The 16,697-nt window shown below is 73.1% G+C and carries 16 protein-coding genes; 9 read left to right on the top strand and 7 right to left on the bottom strand.

Going from position 1 to position 16,697, the window contains the following annotated elements; genetic code table 11:
- Positions 1-128: 128 nt before the first annotated feature.
- The 8 genes from ACZ4N5_RS17090 to lgt all read left to right on the top strand — a co-directional run bounded on the left by ACZ4N5_RS17090 (position 129) and on the right by lgt (position 6,912).
- Positions 129-377 (top strand): HGxxPAAW family protein, encoded by a 249-nt coding sequence (locus ACZ4N5_RS17090; RefSeq protein ID WP_467757873.1) that lies wholly within the window; start codon positions 129-131, stop codon positions 375-377.
- Positions 378-470: 93 nt separating this feature from the next.
- Positions 471-923, top strand: coding sequence for a DUF2752 domain-containing protein (locus tag ACZ4N5_RS17085; RefSeq protein ID WP_467757872.1), 453 nt, complete (start codon positions 471-473; stop codon positions 921-923).
- A 166-nt stretch (positions 924-1,089) separates the two neighbouring features.
- Positions 1,090-1,899, top strand: coding sequence for an indole-3-glycerol phosphate synthase TrpC (gene trpC / locus ACZ4N5_RS17080; protein WP_467757871.1), 810 nt, complete (start codon positions 1,090-1,092; stop codon positions 1,897-1,899).
- A gap of 244 nt (positions 1,900-2,143) precedes the next feature.
- Complete coding sequence (trpM, locus tag ACZ4N5_RS17075) at positions 2,144-2,353, top strand: tryptophan biosynthesis modulator TrpM (protein WP_467757986.1); 210 nt, start codon at positions 2,144-2,146, stop codon at positions 2,351-2,353.
- A gap of 256 nt (positions 2,354-2,609) precedes the next feature.
- Positions 2,610-3,902, top strand: a complete 1,293-nt coding sequence (gene trpB, locus ACZ4N5_RS17070; protein WP_467757870.1) for a tryptophan synthase subunit beta — start codon at positions 2,610-2,612, stop codon at positions 3,900-3,902.
- Positions 3,899-4,714, top strand: a complete 816-nt coding sequence (trpA, locus tag ACZ4N5_RS17065; RefSeq protein WP_467757869.1) for a tryptophan synthase subunit alpha — start codon at positions 3,899-3,901, stop codon at positions 4,712-4,714. The genes trpB and trpA overlap by 4 nt, the downstream gene beginning before the upstream one ends.
- A 176-nt stretch (positions 4,715-4,890) precedes the next feature.
- Positions 4,891-5,667 carry a DsbA family protein gene (locus ACZ4N5_RS17060; protein ID WP_467757868.1) on the top strand — a complete coding sequence of 259 codons (777 nt, stop codon included), beginning with the start codon at positions 4,891-4,893 and terminating at the stop codon, positions 5,665-5,667.
- A 138-nt stretch (positions 5,668-5,805) separates the two neighbouring features.
- Positions 5,806-6,912 (top strand): prolipoprotein diacylglyceryl transferase, encoded by a 1,107-nt coding sequence (gene lgt, locus ACZ4N5_RS17055; protein ID WP_467757867.1) that lies wholly within the window; start codon positions 5,806-5,808, stop codon positions 6,910-6,912.
- A 166-nt stretch (positions 6,913-7,078) separates the two neighbouring features.
- Here the strand turns inward: lgt and ACZ4N5_RS17050 are convergent, their stop codons facing one another.
- The 7 genes from ACZ4N5_RS17050 to ACZ4N5_RS17020 all read right to left on the bottom strand — a co-directional run bounded on the left by ACZ4N5_RS17050 (position 7,079) and on the right by ACZ4N5_RS17020 (position 15,393).
- Positions 7,079-7,918: an HpcH/HpaI aldolase/citrate lyase family protein gene (locus ACZ4N5_RS17050; protein WP_467757866.1), complete on the bottom strand. Its 840-nt coding sequence runs from the start codon at positions 7,916-7,918 to the stop codon at positions 7,079-7,081.
- Entirely contained in the window at positions 7,915-9,117 is a 1,203-nt protein-coding gene (locus ACZ4N5_RS17045; RefSeq protein ID WP_467757865.1) for a CaiB/BaiF CoA transferase family protein, read from the bottom strand. Before ACZ4N5_RS17045 ends, ACZ4N5_RS17050 begins: the two co-directional genes overlap by 4 nt.
- Entirely contained in the window at positions 9,114-10,007 is an 894-nt protein-coding gene (gene rbsK / locus ACZ4N5_RS17040) for a ribokinase (protein WP_467757864.1), read from the bottom strand. The genes ACZ4N5_RS17045 and rbsK overlap by 4 nt, the downstream gene beginning before the upstream one ends.
- Positions 10,004-11,368 carry an ADP-ribosylglycohydrolase family protein gene (locus tag ACZ4N5_RS17035; protein WP_467757863.1) on the bottom strand — a complete coding sequence of 455 codons (1,365 nt, stop codon included), beginning with the start codon at positions 11,366-11,368 and terminating at the stop codon, positions 10,004-10,006. The genes rbsK and ACZ4N5_RS17035 overlap by 4 nt, the downstream gene beginning before the upstream one ends.
- Positions 11,356-12,525, bottom strand: coding sequence for an ADP-ribosylglycohydrolase family protein (locus tag ACZ4N5_RS17030; protein ID WP_467757862.1), 1,170 nt, complete (start codon positions 12,523-12,525; stop codon positions 11,356-11,358). The genes ACZ4N5_RS17035 and ACZ4N5_RS17030 overlap by 13 nt, the downstream gene beginning before the upstream one ends.
- 7 nt (positions 12,526-12,532) lie before the next feature.
- Entirely contained in the window at positions 12,533-13,771 is a 1,239-nt protein-coding gene (locus ACZ4N5_RS17025) for an ADP-ribosylglycohydrolase family protein (RefSeq protein ID WP_467757985.1), read from the bottom strand.
- A gap of 491 nt (positions 13,772-14,262) precedes the next feature.
- Positions 14,263-15,393: an ADP-ribosylglycohydrolase family protein gene (locus tag ACZ4N5_RS17020; RefSeq protein ID WP_467757861.1), complete on the bottom strand. Its 1,131-nt coding sequence runs from the start codon at positions 15,391-15,393 to the stop codon at positions 14,263-14,265.
- Positions 15,394-15,665: 272 nt separating this feature from the next.
- Between ACZ4N5_RS17020 and ACZ4N5_RS17015 the strand changes: the two genes are divergently transcribed.
- Positions 15,666-16,397 (top strand): VIT1/CCC1 transporter family protein, encoded by a 732-nt coding sequence (locus ACZ4N5_RS17015; protein WP_467757860.1) that lies wholly within the window; start codon positions 15,666-15,668, stop codon positions 16,395-16,397.
- Positions 16,398-16,697 lie beyond the last annotated feature (300 nt).

Raw genomic sequence — 16,697 nt, 5'->3', positions numbered from 1 at the left:
GGCCTTCGTCCTGACCCGGCCGGACCGACGCGCGAGGGGCGACCCCCCGCTCACGGCAGGCCCGCGCGTACGGGACAATGGACGTGAGCGTCCGACTCACACACGCATACAGCAACGAGGAGCAAGTCATGGCGGGCAGCAGCCACGGTCACACCCCGGCCGCCTGGACCGGTGTCATCATCGCCTTCATCGGTTTCTGCATCGCGGGTGCCTACATGGTGATGGCCGAACCGCTGGGCTTCTGGGCCGGCATGGTCGTCGTCGTCCTCGGCGGTGTCGTGGGCATGGTCATGCGGAGCATGGGTCTCGGCCAGCCGAAGACCTCCGCCGCGCACCCCGCGAACACGGCGCGCTCGACCGTGAGCGCCGACGCCTGACCCACTGAGGCTTGACGGAAGGCGGCCCCCGCGCAGCTGCGGGGGCCGCCTTCCGCGTACCCGGGCGAGCGCCCGCCCCGCGCGCGAGGCAGAATGCGTCGCGTGAACGCCGAAACCCAGAGGGTGACGCAGGCCGGGCCGGGCGCCGGTGACCTGCTGCGGCGGCTCGCCGTTCCCGGCGGGATGCTCGCGGCCGTCGCCGGGGCCTTCGCGTACGTCGGGGCCGTCGACCCCAATCAGCCCGGCCACTACCCCGTCTGCCCGCTGCTGCGCCTCACGGGCATCTACTGCCCGGGCTGCGGCGGTCTGCGCAGCGCGCACGCCTTCGCGCACGGAGACCTCGTCACGGCGCTCACGGACAACGCGCTCGCCGTCGGCGGCTACCTGGCCTTCGCCGTGCTGTGGGCCGTCTGGGTGATCCGCGCGGTGCGCGGACGGCCGATGCGGCTCGATCTCGGACCGGTCCACCTGTGGAGCCTGGGCGCGTTGGTGCTGGTCTTCACCGTTGTCCGGAACCTGCCGTCCGGCGGCTGGCTGCACCCTTGATCAAATGACAAATGTCCAGGTAATGGGACCGGCGTCAACCGGATGCGAGGGCTACGCCTTCCTCCGGATACCATCGCAGTGACCCGACTTTTCCGTCAGGGACGGTGAACCCGGGTCGGCTGCTCAACCGCTTCAACCGTCCACCGCAGGGAAGGGGGCCGCTCGCGTGAGTGTGCTCGACGAGATCATCGACGGAGTCCGTGCCGACCTCGCGGAGCGGCAGGCGCGCGTCAGCCTCGACGAGCTCAAGGAGCGCGCGGCGAAGGCTCCGGCGGCCAAGGACGGCGTGGCCGCCCTGCGCGGTGACGGCGTCAAGGTCATCTGCGAGGTCAAGCGGTCCAGCCCGTCCAAGGGCGCGCTCGCCGCGATCGCCGACCCGGCGGCCCTGGCCGCCGACTACGAGGCGGGCGGCGCGGCCGTCATCTCCGTCCTCACCGAACAGCGCCGCTTCGGCGGTTCGCTCGCCGACCTGGAGGCCGTCCGCGCCCGCGTGGACGTCCCGGTGCTGCGCAAGGACTTCATCGTCACGTCGTACCAGCTCTGGGAGGCCCGCGCGTACGGTGCCGACCTGGCGCTGCTCATCGTCGCGGCCCTCGAACAGCCCGCCCTGGAGTCCCTCATCGAGCGGGCCCAGTCCATCGGGCTCACGCCGATCGTCGAGGTGCACGACGAGGACGAGGTCGAGCGGGCGGTGGACGCCGGCGCCAAGATCATCGGCGTCAACGCGCGCAACCTGAAGACGCTGAAGGTCGACCGTACGACCTTCGAGCGGGTCGCCCCCGAGATCCCCGACGGCATCGTCAAGATCGCCGAGTCCGGTGTCCGAGGCCCGCACGACCTCATCGCTTACGCCAACGCCGGCGCCGACGCGGTCCTGGTCGGCGAGTCCCTCGTCACCGGCCGCGACCCGAAGACCGCCGTCTCCGACCTGGTCGCGGCAGGCGCCCACCCGGCCCTGCGGCACGGACGGGACTGACCTGCCGGTGTCCTCCCCGACCCTCGCCCCCGCCGTACCCCGTCCGGGCGTCCGCCCCGACGGCGTACCGGCGTGCGCGGAGTCGGCCGTACCCCGTCCGGCCGTACCTCGTCCGGTCGGCGCGGTCTCGCGGTCGCGGGCCGGATCGCCCGTGCCGAGGGCGGACAGCGGGAGTCCGCTGCCGCCCGTCGCTTCGGACGCCCACCTCTCCCTCCCCGGGGACCTGTACGACGGGCGTCCCTGTGTGCCGTCCGCCGCGGTGCTCCCGGTCCCTTCGGCGGCCCGTGACCCCTACGCCCGTCTCGCCCGCGGCTGCCGGCCGCGCGGCTGCCGGGCGCCCGCACGCCGTGTGCACGGGCGCCGGGTCCGTTACGTCATCGGCGACGAGCCGGGTCAGGTCAACGGCATGCGATGGCCCGAGCGCGTACGCGCGCTCACGCCCTCCCCGGCCTAGTCCCCCTCGCGGGTGGGCCCGGCCGAGTCCACCGCACGCGTGGACCGGGCCGAATCCACCCCGCACATGGACCGAGCCGAGTCCGGCACACCCGGTCCTCGCGACGGCACGTCCGTCGCGTGCGCGGGCGGACCGGCGGCAGGGTGGGCGGTGTCACCGACAGGCAAGCCGGTGACCGCGGAGCGCGGGTGCGTCCGGCTTCCGTGACCCCTGTCCGATCCCGTAACCGGGGCTGTCGCCCCTGCGAGGTATCCGCATGCCCAGCGAGTTCTTCATTCCCGACCCCGAAGGTCAAGTCCCCAGCGCCGAAGGCTACTTCGGCGCGTTCGGCGGCAAGTTCATCCCGGAGGCGCTGGTCGCCGCCGTGGACGAGGTCGCCGTCGAGTACGACAAGGCGAAGGCGGACCCCGAGTTCGCCCGCGAGCTCGACGACCTGCTCGTCCACTACACCGGACGCCCGAGTTCCCTCTCCGAGGTGCCGCGCTTCGCCGAACACGCCGGTGGCGCGCGGATCTTCCTCAAGCGCGAGGACCTCAACCACACCGGCTCGCACAAGATCAACAACGTGCTCGGCCAGGCCCTGCTGACCCGGCGCATGGGCAAGACCCGCGTCATCGCGGAGACCGGCGCCGGCCAGCACGGCGTCGCCACGGCCACCGCCTGCGCGCTCTTCGGCCTCGAATGCACCATCTACATGGGCGAGATCGACACCCAGCGCCAGGCGCTGAACGTGGCCCGGATGCGCATGCTCGGCGCCGAGGTCATCGCCGTGAAGTCCGGCTCCCGCACCCTCAAGGACGCCATCAACGAGGCGTTCCGCGACTGGGTCGCCAACGTCGACCACACCCACTACCTCTTCGGGACCGTCGCGGGCCCGCACCCCTTCCCCGCGATGGTCCGCGACTTCCACCGGGTCATCGGTGTGGAGGCCCGGCGGCAGATCCTGGAGCGGGCCGGCCGGCTGCCCGACGCCGCCGTCGCCTGCGTCGGCGGCGGCTCGAACGCCATCGGCCTCTTCCACGCCTTCATCCCCGACAGCGGCGTACGCCTGATCGGCTGCGAGCCCGGCGGGCACGGTGTGGAGACGGGCGAGCACGCGGCGACCCTGACCGCCGGCGAGCCCGGCATCCTGCACGGATCACGGTCGTACGTCCTCCAGGACGAGGAGGGCCAGATCACCGAGCCCTACTCGATCTCGGCCGGACTCGACTACCCCGGCATCGGCCCCGAGCACTCCTACCTCAAGGACAGCGGCCGCGCCGAGTACCGCGCGGTCACCGACGACGCCGCGATGCAGGCCCTGCGGCTGCTCTCCCGCACCGAGGGCATCATCCCGGCGATCGAGAGCGCCCACGCGCTCGCCGGGGCCCTGGAGGTCGGCAAGGAGCTGGGCAGGGACGGACTGATCGTCGTCAACCTGTCCGGGCGCGGCGACAAGGACATGGACACGGCCGCCCGCTACTTCGGCCTCTACGACAACGGCGTCGACGCCGTCGTCGCCGCGGACGCCGACAGCGAGAACGCCGAGATCGAGGGGGACGCCAAGTGAGCGGCAACATCCAGCTGTTGGGCGACACCCTCGCCGCGGCGAAGACGGAGGGGCGGTCCGCCCTCATCGCGTACCTGCCGGCCGGGTTCCCGACCGTCGACGGCGGCATCGCCGCCGTCAAGGCCGTCTTCGACGGCGGCGCCGACGTCGTCGAGATCGGGCTGCCGCACAGCGACCCGGTCCTCGACGGCCCCGTCATCCAGACCGCCGACGACATCGCCCTGCGCGGCGGCGTCAAGATCGCGGACGTGATGCGGACCGTCCGGGAGGCCTTCGACGCCACCGGCAAGCCCGTCCTCGTCATGACGTACTGGAACCCGATCGACCGTTACGGCGTCGAGCGCTTCACCGCCGAGCTCGCCGAGGCGGGCGGCGCGGGCTGCATCCTGCCCGACCTGCCCGTCCAGGAGTCGGCGCAGTGGAGGGAGCACGCCGAGAAGCACGGCCTCGCGACCGTCTTCGTCGTCGCGCCCAGCAGCAAGGACGCCCGGCTCGCCGAGATCACCGCGGCCGGCAGCGGCTTCGTGTACGCGGCCTCGCTGATGGGGGTCACCGGAACCCGGGAGTCGGTCGGGACCCAGGCCCAGGATCTGGTGGCGCGTACCAAGGCCACGACGGAACTGCCCGTCTGCGTCGGCCTCGGCGTCTCCAGCGCCGCACAGGCCGCCGAGGTGGCCGGCTTCGCCGACGGCGTGATCGTCGGCTCGGCGTTCGTGAAGCGGATGCTGGACGCGCCGGACGACGCGGCCGGGATCGAAGCCGTACGGACGCTGGCGGCCGACCTCGCCAAGGGCGTGCGCGGAACGGCGTAACGCCACCACGCGGATCCGTACGTACGCCACGACCCGGATCCGTAGGTAACGCCACCGCGCGGGTCCGCGCGTACGCCACAACGCGGATCCGCGCGTACCGGACAATCCGCTCACTCGAACGAGTGGACCTTGGACCGGGGAGGCGCGCTGCGCCTCCCCGGTTCGTTCTGCCGGATGTGAGCGAGAAGAACCGTGACGGAAAGCGCAGCGCCCGCGAGCGGCTGGCGGTCGAGCGAGAGAAGCAGAAGGCCGGGGAGAAGCGCCGGCGCGCGCTGATCGTGGGAGCGTCGGTGGTCTGCGTCCTCGGTCTGGCCGCCGTGATCGGCGTGGTGGCCGCCAACGCAGGCAAGGACAAGAAGAGCGGCGCGTCGGGCCCGGTCGTGTCGCCCTCGGGCGCCACCGGCAAGGACAGTCTCGCGATCCCCGTCGGCAAGGACAGCGCCAAGTCGACCCTCACGGTGTGGGAGGACTTCCGCTGTCCGGCCTGCCAGGCCTTCGAGACGGCCTACCGCCCGACGATCCACGAACTGACCGACTCCGGGCAGCTGAAGGTCGAGTACCACCTCGTCACGCTGATCGACGGGAACCTGGGCGGCAGCGGCTCCCTCAAGGCCGCCAACGCCGCCGCGTGCGCCCAGGACGCCGGGAAGTTCCGCGACTACCACGACGTGCTGTACGAGAACCAGCCCAAGGAGACCGACGACGCCTTCGCCGACAACGCCAAGCTCATCGAGCTCGCCGGCAAGGTCGAGGGTCTGGACACCCCGGCCTTCCGCAGCTGCGTCAACGGCGGCACCCACGACTCATGGGTGCACAAGTCGAACGCCGCGTTCCAGAGCAACGGCTTCACGGGCACCCCGACCGTGCTCCTGGGCGGCAAGAACATCTACGCCGACCAGTCGATGACCCCCGCCAAGCTCAAGCAGATGGTGGAGGCGGCCAACAAGGGCTGAGCCGTCCGGACGCTCCGGCTTCCCGTCCGTACGCCCCGGCGCCCCCGCCTGTCCACAGGTCGGGGCGTCGCACGTTATGGACCCGTTGCGGGGCTGCCCACCGTCGGTGGCGTCCGGCACGGTAGCGTCGACCTTGCCATGGAACTTGCCTACATTCCCAGCCCGTCGCACGGTGTGCTGCACCTCGGCCCCATTCCGCTGCGCGGCTACGCGTTCTGCATCATCATCGGCGTCTTCGTAGCCGTCTGGCTCGGCAACAAGCGCTGGATCGCCCGGGGAGGGCGGACCGGCACAGTGGCCGACATCGCGGTCTGGGCCGTGCCCTTCGGCCTCGTCGGCGGCCGGCTCTACCACGTGATCACGGACTACGAGCTGTATTTCAGCGAGGGCCGTGACTGGGTGGACGCCTTCAAGGTCTGGCAGGGCGGGCTCGGCATCTGGGGCGCCATCGCCCTCGGTGCGCTGGGCGCCTGGATCGGGTGCCGCCGCCGGGGCATCCCGCTGCCCGCCTGGGCCGACGCCCTCGCGCCGGGCATCGCCTTCGCGCAGGCGATCGGGCGCTGGGGCAACTGGTTCAACCAGGAGCTGTACGGCAGGGCCACGGACCTTCCGTGGGCGCTGCACATCACGTCCTCCACGGACGGGCGGGTCCCCGGCTACTACCACCCGACGTTCCTGTACGAGTCCCTGTGGTGCGTGGGCGTCGGATTCCTGGTCATCTGGGCCGACCGCCGCTTCAAGCTCGGCCACGGGCGCGCCTTCGCCCTCTACGTCGCCGCCTACTGCGTCGGCCGGGGCTGGATCGAGTACATGCGCGTCGACGACGCCCACCACATCCTGGGCCTGCGTCTCAACGACTGGACGGCGCTGGTGGTCTTCCTCCTCGCGGTGGTCTACATCGTGGTCTCGTTCCGGCTGCGTCCGGGGCGTGAGGAGATCGTGGAGCCCCACGCCGACGAGGACGCGCCGGCCGAGGGCGACGAGACCGCTTCCGGCAAGGACGCGGCCGAGGCCAAGGCCGACGACAAGGACAAGGGCGGGGACAAGAGCGAGGACGAGGGCGGGACCGGCGCCGGGACCGACGACGACTCCGTCGACCTCGACAAGCCGTCCGTCGCCGAGTCCGTCGAGTCCTCCGAGCCCGCCGGATCCGCGGCCGAGAAGGAATCCGAGACGGAGATCGACGCCGGGTCCGGGGCGGAGTCCGTGTCGCGGGACGAGGCCGGGTCGGCCAAGAAGAGCTGAGTTCTCCCCGTACACAGAAGGGGGCGCCGCGTCCGGGACGCGGCGCCCCCTTCGTGTCGCCCCAGATCCTGTCGCCCCAGATCCTGTCGCCCCAGATCCTGTCGCCCCAGATCCTGTCGTCCCAGATCCTGTCGTCCCAGATCCTGTCGTCCCAGGTCGTGTCGGTTCAGGCCAGGCGCTGTGCGAGGGCGAGGGTGCGGCGGGCGCCCGTGACCACCGCCGCGTCGATGAAGCGGCCGTCCGGCAGTGCCTGGGCGCCCGGATCGGCGGCGGCGGCCCGGATGACGGCCTCGGCGGAATCGACCTCGGCCGGGGTGGGAAGGTAGGCCCGCTCGATGATCGGGAGCTGGCGGGGGTGGATCGCCGCGCGCCCGAGGAAGCCGAGGGCGCGGCCGTGCGCGCAGGACGAGGCCAGGCCCTCCACGTCGCGGATGTCGGGGTAGACCGACTGGACCGGCGGCGGCAGCCCCGCCGCCCGGGCGGCCACGATCAGGCGGGCCCGGGACCAGTCGAGGCCCGCTTCGTCACGGACGCCGAGATCGGCCCGCAGATCACTCTCACCGAGCGCGATACCCCGCAGAGCGCGATGGGACGACGCGATGGAGAAGGCATGCTCCACGCCCAGCGCCGTCTCCAGCAGGGCGTAGAGCGGGATCGCGCCGCCTTCCGCGGGGGTCGCGCTCTCCGCCACCCGTACGACGTCGGAGCGCGAGGTCACCTTCGGCAGCCGCAGACCGGACAGGCCGCGGAGCGACGAGAGCGTCTTCAGATCGGCGTCGGCGAAGGGACCGTCGAGGGCGTTGACCCGGACGTGCACCGGGACGGGCGGCGCGTCGGCGAGCAGGTCGGCGGTGGCGGAGCGGGCGTACTCCTTGCGGTGCGGTGCGACCGCGTCCTCCAGGTCGACGAGGACGACGTCCGCACCGGAGACCAGGGCCTTGGCCACCACCTCGGGACGGTCACCCGGCGCGTACAGCCAGGTGAGGGGCAGGAGGTCCGCGGTCACAGCGCGCCCTCCGCTCTCAGCGCCTCGATCTCCGGCCCCGTCAGGCCGAGTTCGGTGAGCACGGCGTCGGTGTCCGCGCCGTGCGGGCGGCCCGCCCAGTGGATCGCACCGGGCGTGGCGGAGAGCCGGAAGAGGACGTTCTGCATGCGCAGCGGGCCCAGTTCGGGGTCGTCGACGGTGGTGACGGTGTCCAGGGCCTGGTACTGCGGGTCGGTCATGACGTCCCGTACGTCCTGGACGGGGGCGATCGCCGCCTCCGCCTTCTCGAAGGCGGCGAGGACCTCGTCCCGGGTGCGGTCGGCGATCCACGCCCCGACCGCGCCGTCCAGGATGTCGGCGTGGAGTGCCCGGTCCTCGCCGGTCGCGAACCACGGCTCGTCGATCACGTCCGGGCGGCCCACCAGCCGCATCACGCGCTCCGCGATCGACTGCGCCGACGTGGAGACCGCGACCCAGGAACCGTCCGCCGTGCGGTAGGTGTTGCGGGGCGCGTTGTTCGCCGAGCGGTTGCCGGTGCGGGGCTGGACATGGCCCAGCTGGTCGTACCAGATCGGCTGCGGGCCGAGGACGGTCAGGATCGGCTCGATGATCGCCATGTCGATCACCTGGCCCTCGCCGGTGCGCTCGCGGGCGGTCAGCGCGGTCAGCACGGCGTACGCCGTCGCCAGTCCGGCGATCGAGTCGGCCAGGCCGAACGGCGGGAGGGTCGGCGGCGCGTCCGCTTCGCCGGTGATCGCCGCGAAGCCGCTCATCGCCTCCGCGAGCGTGCCGAAGCCGGGGCGGTGCGCGTACGGGCCGAACTGGCCGAAGCCGGTGACCCGGGCGAGCACCAGACGGGGGTTGGCCGCGGACAGCTCCGCCCAGCCCAGGTCCCACTTCTCCAGCGTGCCCGGACGGAAGTTCTCGATGATCACGTCGGCGTCGGCGGCGAGCCGGAGCAGGGTCTCGCGGCCGCCGCGCTTCGACAGGTCGAGGGTGATCGTGCGCTTGTTGCGGCCGAGGAGCTTCCACCACAGGCCGATGCCCTCCTTCGAGGGGCCGTGTCCCCGGGACGGGTCCGGTTGGGCGGGGTGTTCGACCTTGACGACCTCCGCGCCGAAGTCGCCGAGCATGGTGGCGGCGAGCGGCCCCGCGAACAGGGTCGCGAGGTCGAGGACGCGCAGGCCGCTGAGGGGGCCGTCCCCGGTGTGCCCGCTCATGAGGCGGCCTGGGCGTCGATCTCGGAGCGGTACGGCATCGAGGACGTCGCGCCGGGCCGCTGTACCGACATCGCGGCCGCCGCCGACGCCCACACCAGGGCCTCCGACATCTCCCGGCCCTCGGCGAGCGCGACCGCGAGGGTGCCGACGAAGGTGTCTCCCGCGCCGGTGGAGTCGACGGCGGTCACCTTGGGCGCCGGCACCGTGATGGGGTCGGCGCCCCGGGCCGCGTACAGACTGCCCTCCGCACCCAGCGTGACGACGACCTCGGGGACCTGTTCGAGCAGCGCGGCGGCGGCTCCGCGCGGGTCGGTGAAGCCGGTGAGTGCGGTGGCCTCGTGCTGGTTGGGCACCAACAGGTCGATGGTGGAAAGCAGTTGGGGCGGCAGGAACTGTGTGGGGGCCGGGGTCAGGATCGTCCGGACGCCGTGCCGGCGTGCGGCCTCCGCGCCGGAGAGCACGGCTTCCAGCGGGATTTCGAGCTGGAGGAGAAGCGCGTCGGCGCTGGCGATGAGGCCCTCGTCGCCGGGGGCGAGGGAGGTGACGGTGCCGTTGGCGCCGGGGATGACCACGATCGCGTTGCCGCCCTCGTCGTCCACCACGATGTGCGCGGTGCCGGACGGCCCCTCGGTGGTGCGCAGATGGTCGGTGTTCACGCCGAAGTGTTCCAGCGTGGAACGGAGTTGGCTGCCGAAGGAGTCGGCGCCCACCGCGCCGACCAGGGAGACGTCGGCGCCCGCGTGCGCGGCGGCCACCGCCTGGTTCGCGCCCTTGCCGCCGGGGATCGTACGGAACTCCCGTCCCGTGACGGTCTCTCCGCGCTGCGGGGCTTTGGCGACATACGCGACGAGGTCCATGTTCGTGCTGCCGAGCACGGCGATATGGGTCATGGGCGAACGGTCTCCCGTTGTGTGAGGTGGGCGAGGGCGTCGAAGCCGATGCCGTTGAAGTCGGCGACGGAGGTGGCGAGCCGGTTCTTGAGGGGGCCCGTCCAGCGGTCGGGCAGCTTGGCGGGGTCGCCCGTGAGCAGGCCGGCGATGCTTCCGGCCGTCGCGCCGTTCGAGTCGGTGTCCAGGCCGCCGGACATCGCGCGGCAGATCGAGCCGCTGAAGTCGCCGTCGGCGTGGGTGAGGGCGGCGGCGATCAGCGCGGTGTTGGGGACGGCGTGGACCCAGTGACAGTCGCGGTGGGTGGCGTGCAGTTCGTCGACGACCGTGGCGAAGTCGGGTGTCGTACGGGCGAGCCGGACGGCGTGGCGGACCGCTCGGGCCAGCCGGGAGCCGGGCGGGACGACTCTCAGTCCGGCGCGCAGACAGGAGTGGACGTCATGGGTCGCGGTGGCCGCCTCGGCGATGGCGGCGGCCGTGAACATGGCCGCGTAGACACCGTTGGCCGTGTGGGTGAGGGCGGCGTCGCGGTACGCCTGTTCCGCGGCCCCCGCCGGGTCGCCCGGGTTGGTCCAGCCGTGCACGTCCGCGCGGATCAGGGCGCCGATCCACTCGCGGAACGGGTTGTGACGGCGGGCGGTGTCCGGGGGCTCGATGCCGCTGAGGAGGTTGCGGTAGGCGACGCGCTCCGCGGTGAAGGTGCGGCCGGCGGGGAGTTCGTCCAGCCAGAGGCGGGCCACGTCCGCGGTGGTGAAGTCCCGGCCGTACCGCTGGAGCAACAGGAGGTTCAGGAGCGGGTAGTTGAGATCGTCGTCCTCCGGCATGCCGTCGATGTTCTCGGCCAGGGAGGTGGCGGCGGAGCGTCGGTTCCAGGGGTGCGCCTCCAGGAGTTCCCGGGGTACGCCCCGCGCGGTGAACCAGGTGTGCAGGGGCCAGTTGCCGGAGGCTCGGGCGAGTGCCCGGATCCCGTCGAGGGGGAGCTTCTCCACGGGTTTGCCCAGCAGACAGCCCACGGCCCGGCCGAGCCAGGCCGCTTCCAGGCGGGACCGGTCGGGAGGGGGCACGGGCGCGTACCGCGGGGGCGGCCAGGCGGGGCACTGGGCCTTGATCAGCGCCAGATCCGTCGGTTCGTCGTCCGCCAGCCTGCGTGGCAGAGCGGCGAGTTCGTCGAGGAGGTCGGCCGCGAGCCGGCGCAGGGACGGGGAGGCCGGAGTCGCCGACGCGCCCGCGCGCAGCGGGGCCGGGCGGCCACCCGCCGCGTGCCAGCGGGCGGCGATGCGGGCCGGCTCGCGGCCGTCCTGGACGGCCTGGTGGAGCTCGTGGCCGAGGAGGTCCTCGGGCTGGACCCAGGTCAGCCGGAGCACGGTGTTCCCGCCAACCTGGCGTACGCCGCCTCGTGGGCCCGGCGGCGGTGGACGTCACGGTCGAAGATCTCCCGGGTCACGTCGGCGAGCGTACGCGCCGGGGCGTCCAGGTCGAGACGGCTGGACTCGGCCACCGACTTGGCCCAGTCGTGCGGGACCTCGGCGCCGAGCGCGCCCGCGAGGGCGCCTGCCATGGTGGCGATGGAGTCGCAGTCGCGGCCGTAGTTGACCGAACCGAGGACCGCGTGCCGGAAGTCGTCGCCCGCCACCAGCAACATGCCGAGCGCGACGGGGAGTTCCTCGATGGCGTGGAGCCGGGAGGGGCGGCGGGCGCCGAGGGAGGGGGAGCGGTAGTCGGGGCCTACCGTGTCGTACGGGGCCACCGCCCGGCGCAGCGGGGCGAGCGCCGACTCGAAGTCCGTGTGCCGCGAGGCGACTTCGCAGACCGCCTCGACGGCGGCGCGGGTGCCGTCCTTGGCGAGCGACAGGCACGCGGCGACGACCGAGTCGGGGGTCGCGCCGGGTGCGCAGGCCGCCGCCACCGCCGCCGCGAAGACGCCCGCGGCCTCGCGCCCGTACGAGGACTGGTGGGCACCCGCGATGTCGAGTGCCTCGGAGTACGCGCCCGCCGGGTTCGCCGCGTTGACGAGGCCGACCGGGGCCATGTACATCGCGGCACCGCAGTTGACGATGTTGCCGGCGCCGGCCTCCCGGGGGTCCACATGGCCGTAGTGGAGGCGGGCGACCAGCCACTTCTCGGCGAGGAAGATGCGCTGGAGGGGGAGGGCCTCGGCCTCCAGTTCCGGAATCCAGCGGGGGGTGGTCATCAGGTCGGGGACCAGGTGCTCGGCGACGGCGTAGGCGTCGAGGTGGTCGCGGACGGTGGCGTACACCCGTACCAGCGCATGCGTCATCAGGGTGTCGTCGGTGACGTGTCCGTCGCCCTTGTGGTACGGGGCGATGGGGCGGGCGGTGGGCCAGTCGTCGCCGTTCCAGGGGCCGACGACGCCGTGCACGCGGCCGCCGTGGCGTTCGGTGATCTGCTCGGGGGAGTACCCCTCGACGGGGCCGCCGAGGGCGTCGCCGACGGCGGCTCCGACGAGGGCTCCGTTGATCCGCTCGTCGAGGGTTCCCGTTTCTTCTCCTTTGGGCGTCATGCCCGAATCATCCCTCTGGGGCGGCCAGTTCCGGGGAATCGAGCGGGTCGGCGAGTCCTGTCGCCTCCAGGAGTTCGGCGAGCCCGATGAGATCCGTGCCGGTCAGCCGGGGCAGCGCGCAGCCGGACAGGGTGCGGCAGGCGTCGCGCCAGGAGGCGGGGATCGCGGCGGCGCCGCCGAGCGCTCCGGTGAGCGCTCCGGCCAGGGCGGGGGCCGAGTCGGCGACCCGGGACAGACACGCGGCGGCGGGCACGGCCTCGGCGATCCGGCCGCGCGCGGCGGCGGCCAGGGCCAGGGCGACGGGGACGGTCTCGGCGGCTGCGATGCCGTAGCTGTAGACGTGGTCGACGATCTGGTGCTCCAGCAGGGGGACCAGGGCGAAGGTGCTCTCGCTGTCCTGGGCCAGCGCGAGGGCGTGCCGGGCGTTGCGGCCGATCTCCGTCGCGGCGGGCAGTTCGGCGAGGGCCGCCTCCACGCAGGTGTCGACGTCGTGCCCGGCGAGGGCGAGCGCCACCGCTGCGGCCATCGCGCGGGCGCCGTGGACACCGTCGCCGTCCTGGGTGTAGCGGGCGTCGAACTCGGCGAGTTCCGCGGCGAGTCGGGGGTCTCCCGGGTGCGCCACGGCCAGCACGCAGGCCCGTACGCAGGCCGCGTCGTCGAAGTAGTGGGGGTTGTCGTGGCCGGTGGCGGGCGGGCGCAGACCGGTGGCGAGGTTGCCGAGTCCGGCGCGTACGGAGATCCGGGCGCGCAGCGGGAGCAGGGCGGACTCGACCTCGGGGGCGCGGTCCGCCGCGGCGGCGACCTCGCTGGCGACGGCGTTCCACGACAGGTCGATGGACGCGCGCATCCGGCGTTGGAGGCTGAGGTCGCCGAGCGCCGTCGTCTCCCCGGCCCGCAGCACGGCCTCCGCCGCGAACGCCGCCCACTCGGCGTCGTCCGAGGCGCCGAGCCGCAACGGTTCCGGCGGCTGGTTCAGTGCGATCGGCACGGGCAGGGTCGTCGTCGCGTTCTGCTCCGCGAAGGTGTCCAGCTCGCGGGTCAGCCGCCGGGTCCACTCGGGCATCCGCGCGGCCCGGTGCCGTGCGGCGGGCCATCCCGCGGCATCCCCCGCGGCCAGCCCGAGGAGAAGCCCCTCGATGCGGCGCGGGGGCGCCGCCGGGCGTGCCTCCACCGGGGAGATCCCCGGCTCCTGGACCCCCTCCGCGAGCAGCGCGGGCCCCGCGGCCCGGTCGCGGCCGGTCGGCATGCCGCTTCGACCAGGGGCGCCGCCGCCGACCACCACCGGGTCCGGGCGCCCGGCGAGCACCACCGGCCGCGCGCTTTCGGCGCGTGCCGCCGGCTTGGTTGGTGTCGAGGGTGGCGTCGCCCCCGGCTTTCGGGTGCCCTCGGCAGATGCCGCCGGGGCGAGCGGTGTCGGTGTGGGCGTTGCGGGGGTGCTCACGGGCTCCGCGGCCGGGTCGACCGCCACCGGGTCCGGGCGCCCGGCGAGCGCCACCGGCCGCGTGCCTTCGGCGCGTGCCGTCGGTTCCGTGGCTGTGGAGGGTGGCGTCGCCCCCGGCTTTCGGGTGCCCTCGGCAGATGCCGCCGGGGCGAGCGGTGTCGGTGTGGGCGTTGCGGGGGTGCTTCGGGGCCGTCTGCCGGGCTCCACCGGGTCGGGCGGTGCCAGTTCGGGGGGCGCGGCCGACGCGGCGCCCTCGCCCGGTGTCGGGCCGGACTCGTCCCCGGCCAGGCCGGGCCTCATGACCGCACCGCGTCGCCACCGGCGGCGGGCTCGCGTGCGTCCGTGTCCGAGCGGACGGAGGTGTCCGCGGCAGGTACGGCGCAGGCGTCAGGGGCGGGAAGCGCGCGCCCCCCGGCACCCCACTTCTCCTCGTTCTCCGGGGTCAGGAGTTCCGCCACGTCCAGGATGTGGTGGCCCTCCATCGAGGGGAGGCAACTGCCGCGGGCCGGTCCGATGGCCGCCGCCCACTCGGCGGGGATCGAGGACATGCCCCGGGTCGCGCCCGCCAGCGCGCCGGCCACCGCGGCCGTCGTATCGGCGTCGCGGCCCATGTTCACCGCGGTGAGGACCGACTCGGTGAACGCCCCGTCCGCCGCCGCGTACGCGCCGAAGGCGAGGGCCACGGCCTCGGGGGCCAGGTCGGTCCACGGGTAGCCGCCGATCACCACCGCGGAGCGCACCGCCCGCTCGCCGCGGTGGGCCACCGCGACCGCGCGGCGCAGGGAGCGGGCCGTCCAGGAGTCGTCCGGCACGACGGCCAGGGCGGAGGCCACGACCGCGATGGTGGGAGCGCCCGCCATCGCGGCGGCGACCCCCGCCGCGACCGCCTGGCCGCCGTAGATGCCCTCGCCCTCGTGGCTCACCGAGCCGTCGATCGCCACGAGCCGGGCCGCCTCGGCGGGCCGGCCGGCCGCGAAGACGCCGAAGGGCGCCGCGCGCATGGCGAGACCGTCGCTCCAGGCGTGCCGGTGCTGGGCGGAGATGGGCGCCGCGAGCCCCCGGCGGAGGTTCTCCAGCGTGCCGCGCTCGCTGAATCCGGCGCCGCGGAACGGCCCCTCGTCGCGGTCCGCGATCCACTGGTGCCAGGCCGATTCGACGTGTGCCACGGTCAGCGCCGTGCCGTGCCGGGCCAGCAGCAGCCCCGAGAAGATCGCGTACTCGGTGTCGTCCGTCCCGGCCGGGTGCTCGGCGACGTACCCGGTGATCCGGCCCCACCTGGCGCGGATCTCCGACGGCTTCATGTTCTCGGCGGGGGCGCCCAGCGCGTCCCCGACGGCGAGTCCGAGCAGGGCGCCGCGTGCCCGGTCGCGGAGAGCGGCGGCGCTCCCGGATGCCGGGGCCGAGGGAATGCAGGCGATGGAAGCCATACGTGCCTCTCCTCTCAGGGCCCCTGCCGGTGCGCGGAATGCGGCGCGCGGAACCCTTTGCGGATCTGTCCCACCTTGGCGGTTGACAGGAGCCTCGCGGGCCTGACTGTCACCCGGTCGACATATGTGCATGACATGCCACGGATGAGCATCGAGACGTAAAAGTGCAGGTTAGCCCAGCCTTTCCTTGCTGGCGGCAAGGAAATTTGAGGCGTACTTTCTTAGTTGTCAAAAAGTGGAAACAGTCCAATCAAGCACTCTGGGGGACCGGTATGGCGATCATCGAGACCGAGGCGACGCTGCACGTCGCGCACCGCGACAACCACACCCACCGTGATGTGAACGGCGGATGGCTGCGCCCCGCCGTGTTCGGCGCGATGGACGGCCTGGTCTCCAACCTCGCCCTGATGACCGGCGTCGCCGGCGGGTCGGTCTCCCAGCAGACGATCGTCATCACCGGACTCGCGGGCCTCGCCGCAGGCGCCTTCTCGATGGCCGCCGGCGAGTACACCTCCGTCGCCTCGCAGCGCGAGCTCGTCGAGGCGGAACTCGCCGTCGAGCGGCGCGAGCTGCGCAAGCACCCCAAGGACGAGGAGCGCGAACTGGCCGCGCTGTACGAGGCCCGCGGGGTCGAGCCCGAGCTGGCCCAGGAGGTCGCCCGGCAGCTCTCCCGCGATCCCGAGCAGGCCCTGGAGATCCACGCGCGCGAGGAGCTCGGCATAGACCCCGGCGACCTGCCCTCCCCGGCCGTCGCCGCCGTGTCCAGCTTCGGCTCGTTCGCACTCGGCGCCCTGCTCCCCGTACTGCCGTATCTGCTGGGTGCGACCGTGCTGTGGCCGGCGCTGCTGCTCGCGATGCTCGGGCTCTTCGCGTGCGGTGCCGTCGTGGCCAAGGTGACCGCGCGGTCCTGGTTGTTCAGCGGGCTGCGGCAGCTCGCTCTCGGTGGTGCCGCGGCGGGTGTGACGTACGCCCTGGGCAGTCTGTTCGGCGCGGCCGTAGGATGAGGCCTCGATCACCTATGCATGGGACTGCATAAGTAGTCGTTACCCGGCGGTTTCGATTCCTTAACCGCTGGGCATGAGCCGTAAGCGCCGCAGGCAATGACGCCTGCTCCGCACTTCTCGCGGCGGATCACGATCTCTGCCGCGAACCGGGCCGACGGTCATCGATCTGTCCGCTTAGGTCCTCATACCTTCCACCGCCGAGGGCGGTACCCCCGCCGCGACCCCGTGGTGTCCGCATGTTGGAACGGAGTATCCGGTTCCCGAGAATCGCTCCATCATGTAACCTGCACGAAATTTTGC

It is taken from the genome of Streptomyces sp. NPDC026500 (genome assembly GCF_055567635.1).
Note: the sequence above shows the minus strand (reverse complement) of the source record. Positions and strands in the feature narration are given on the sequence as shown.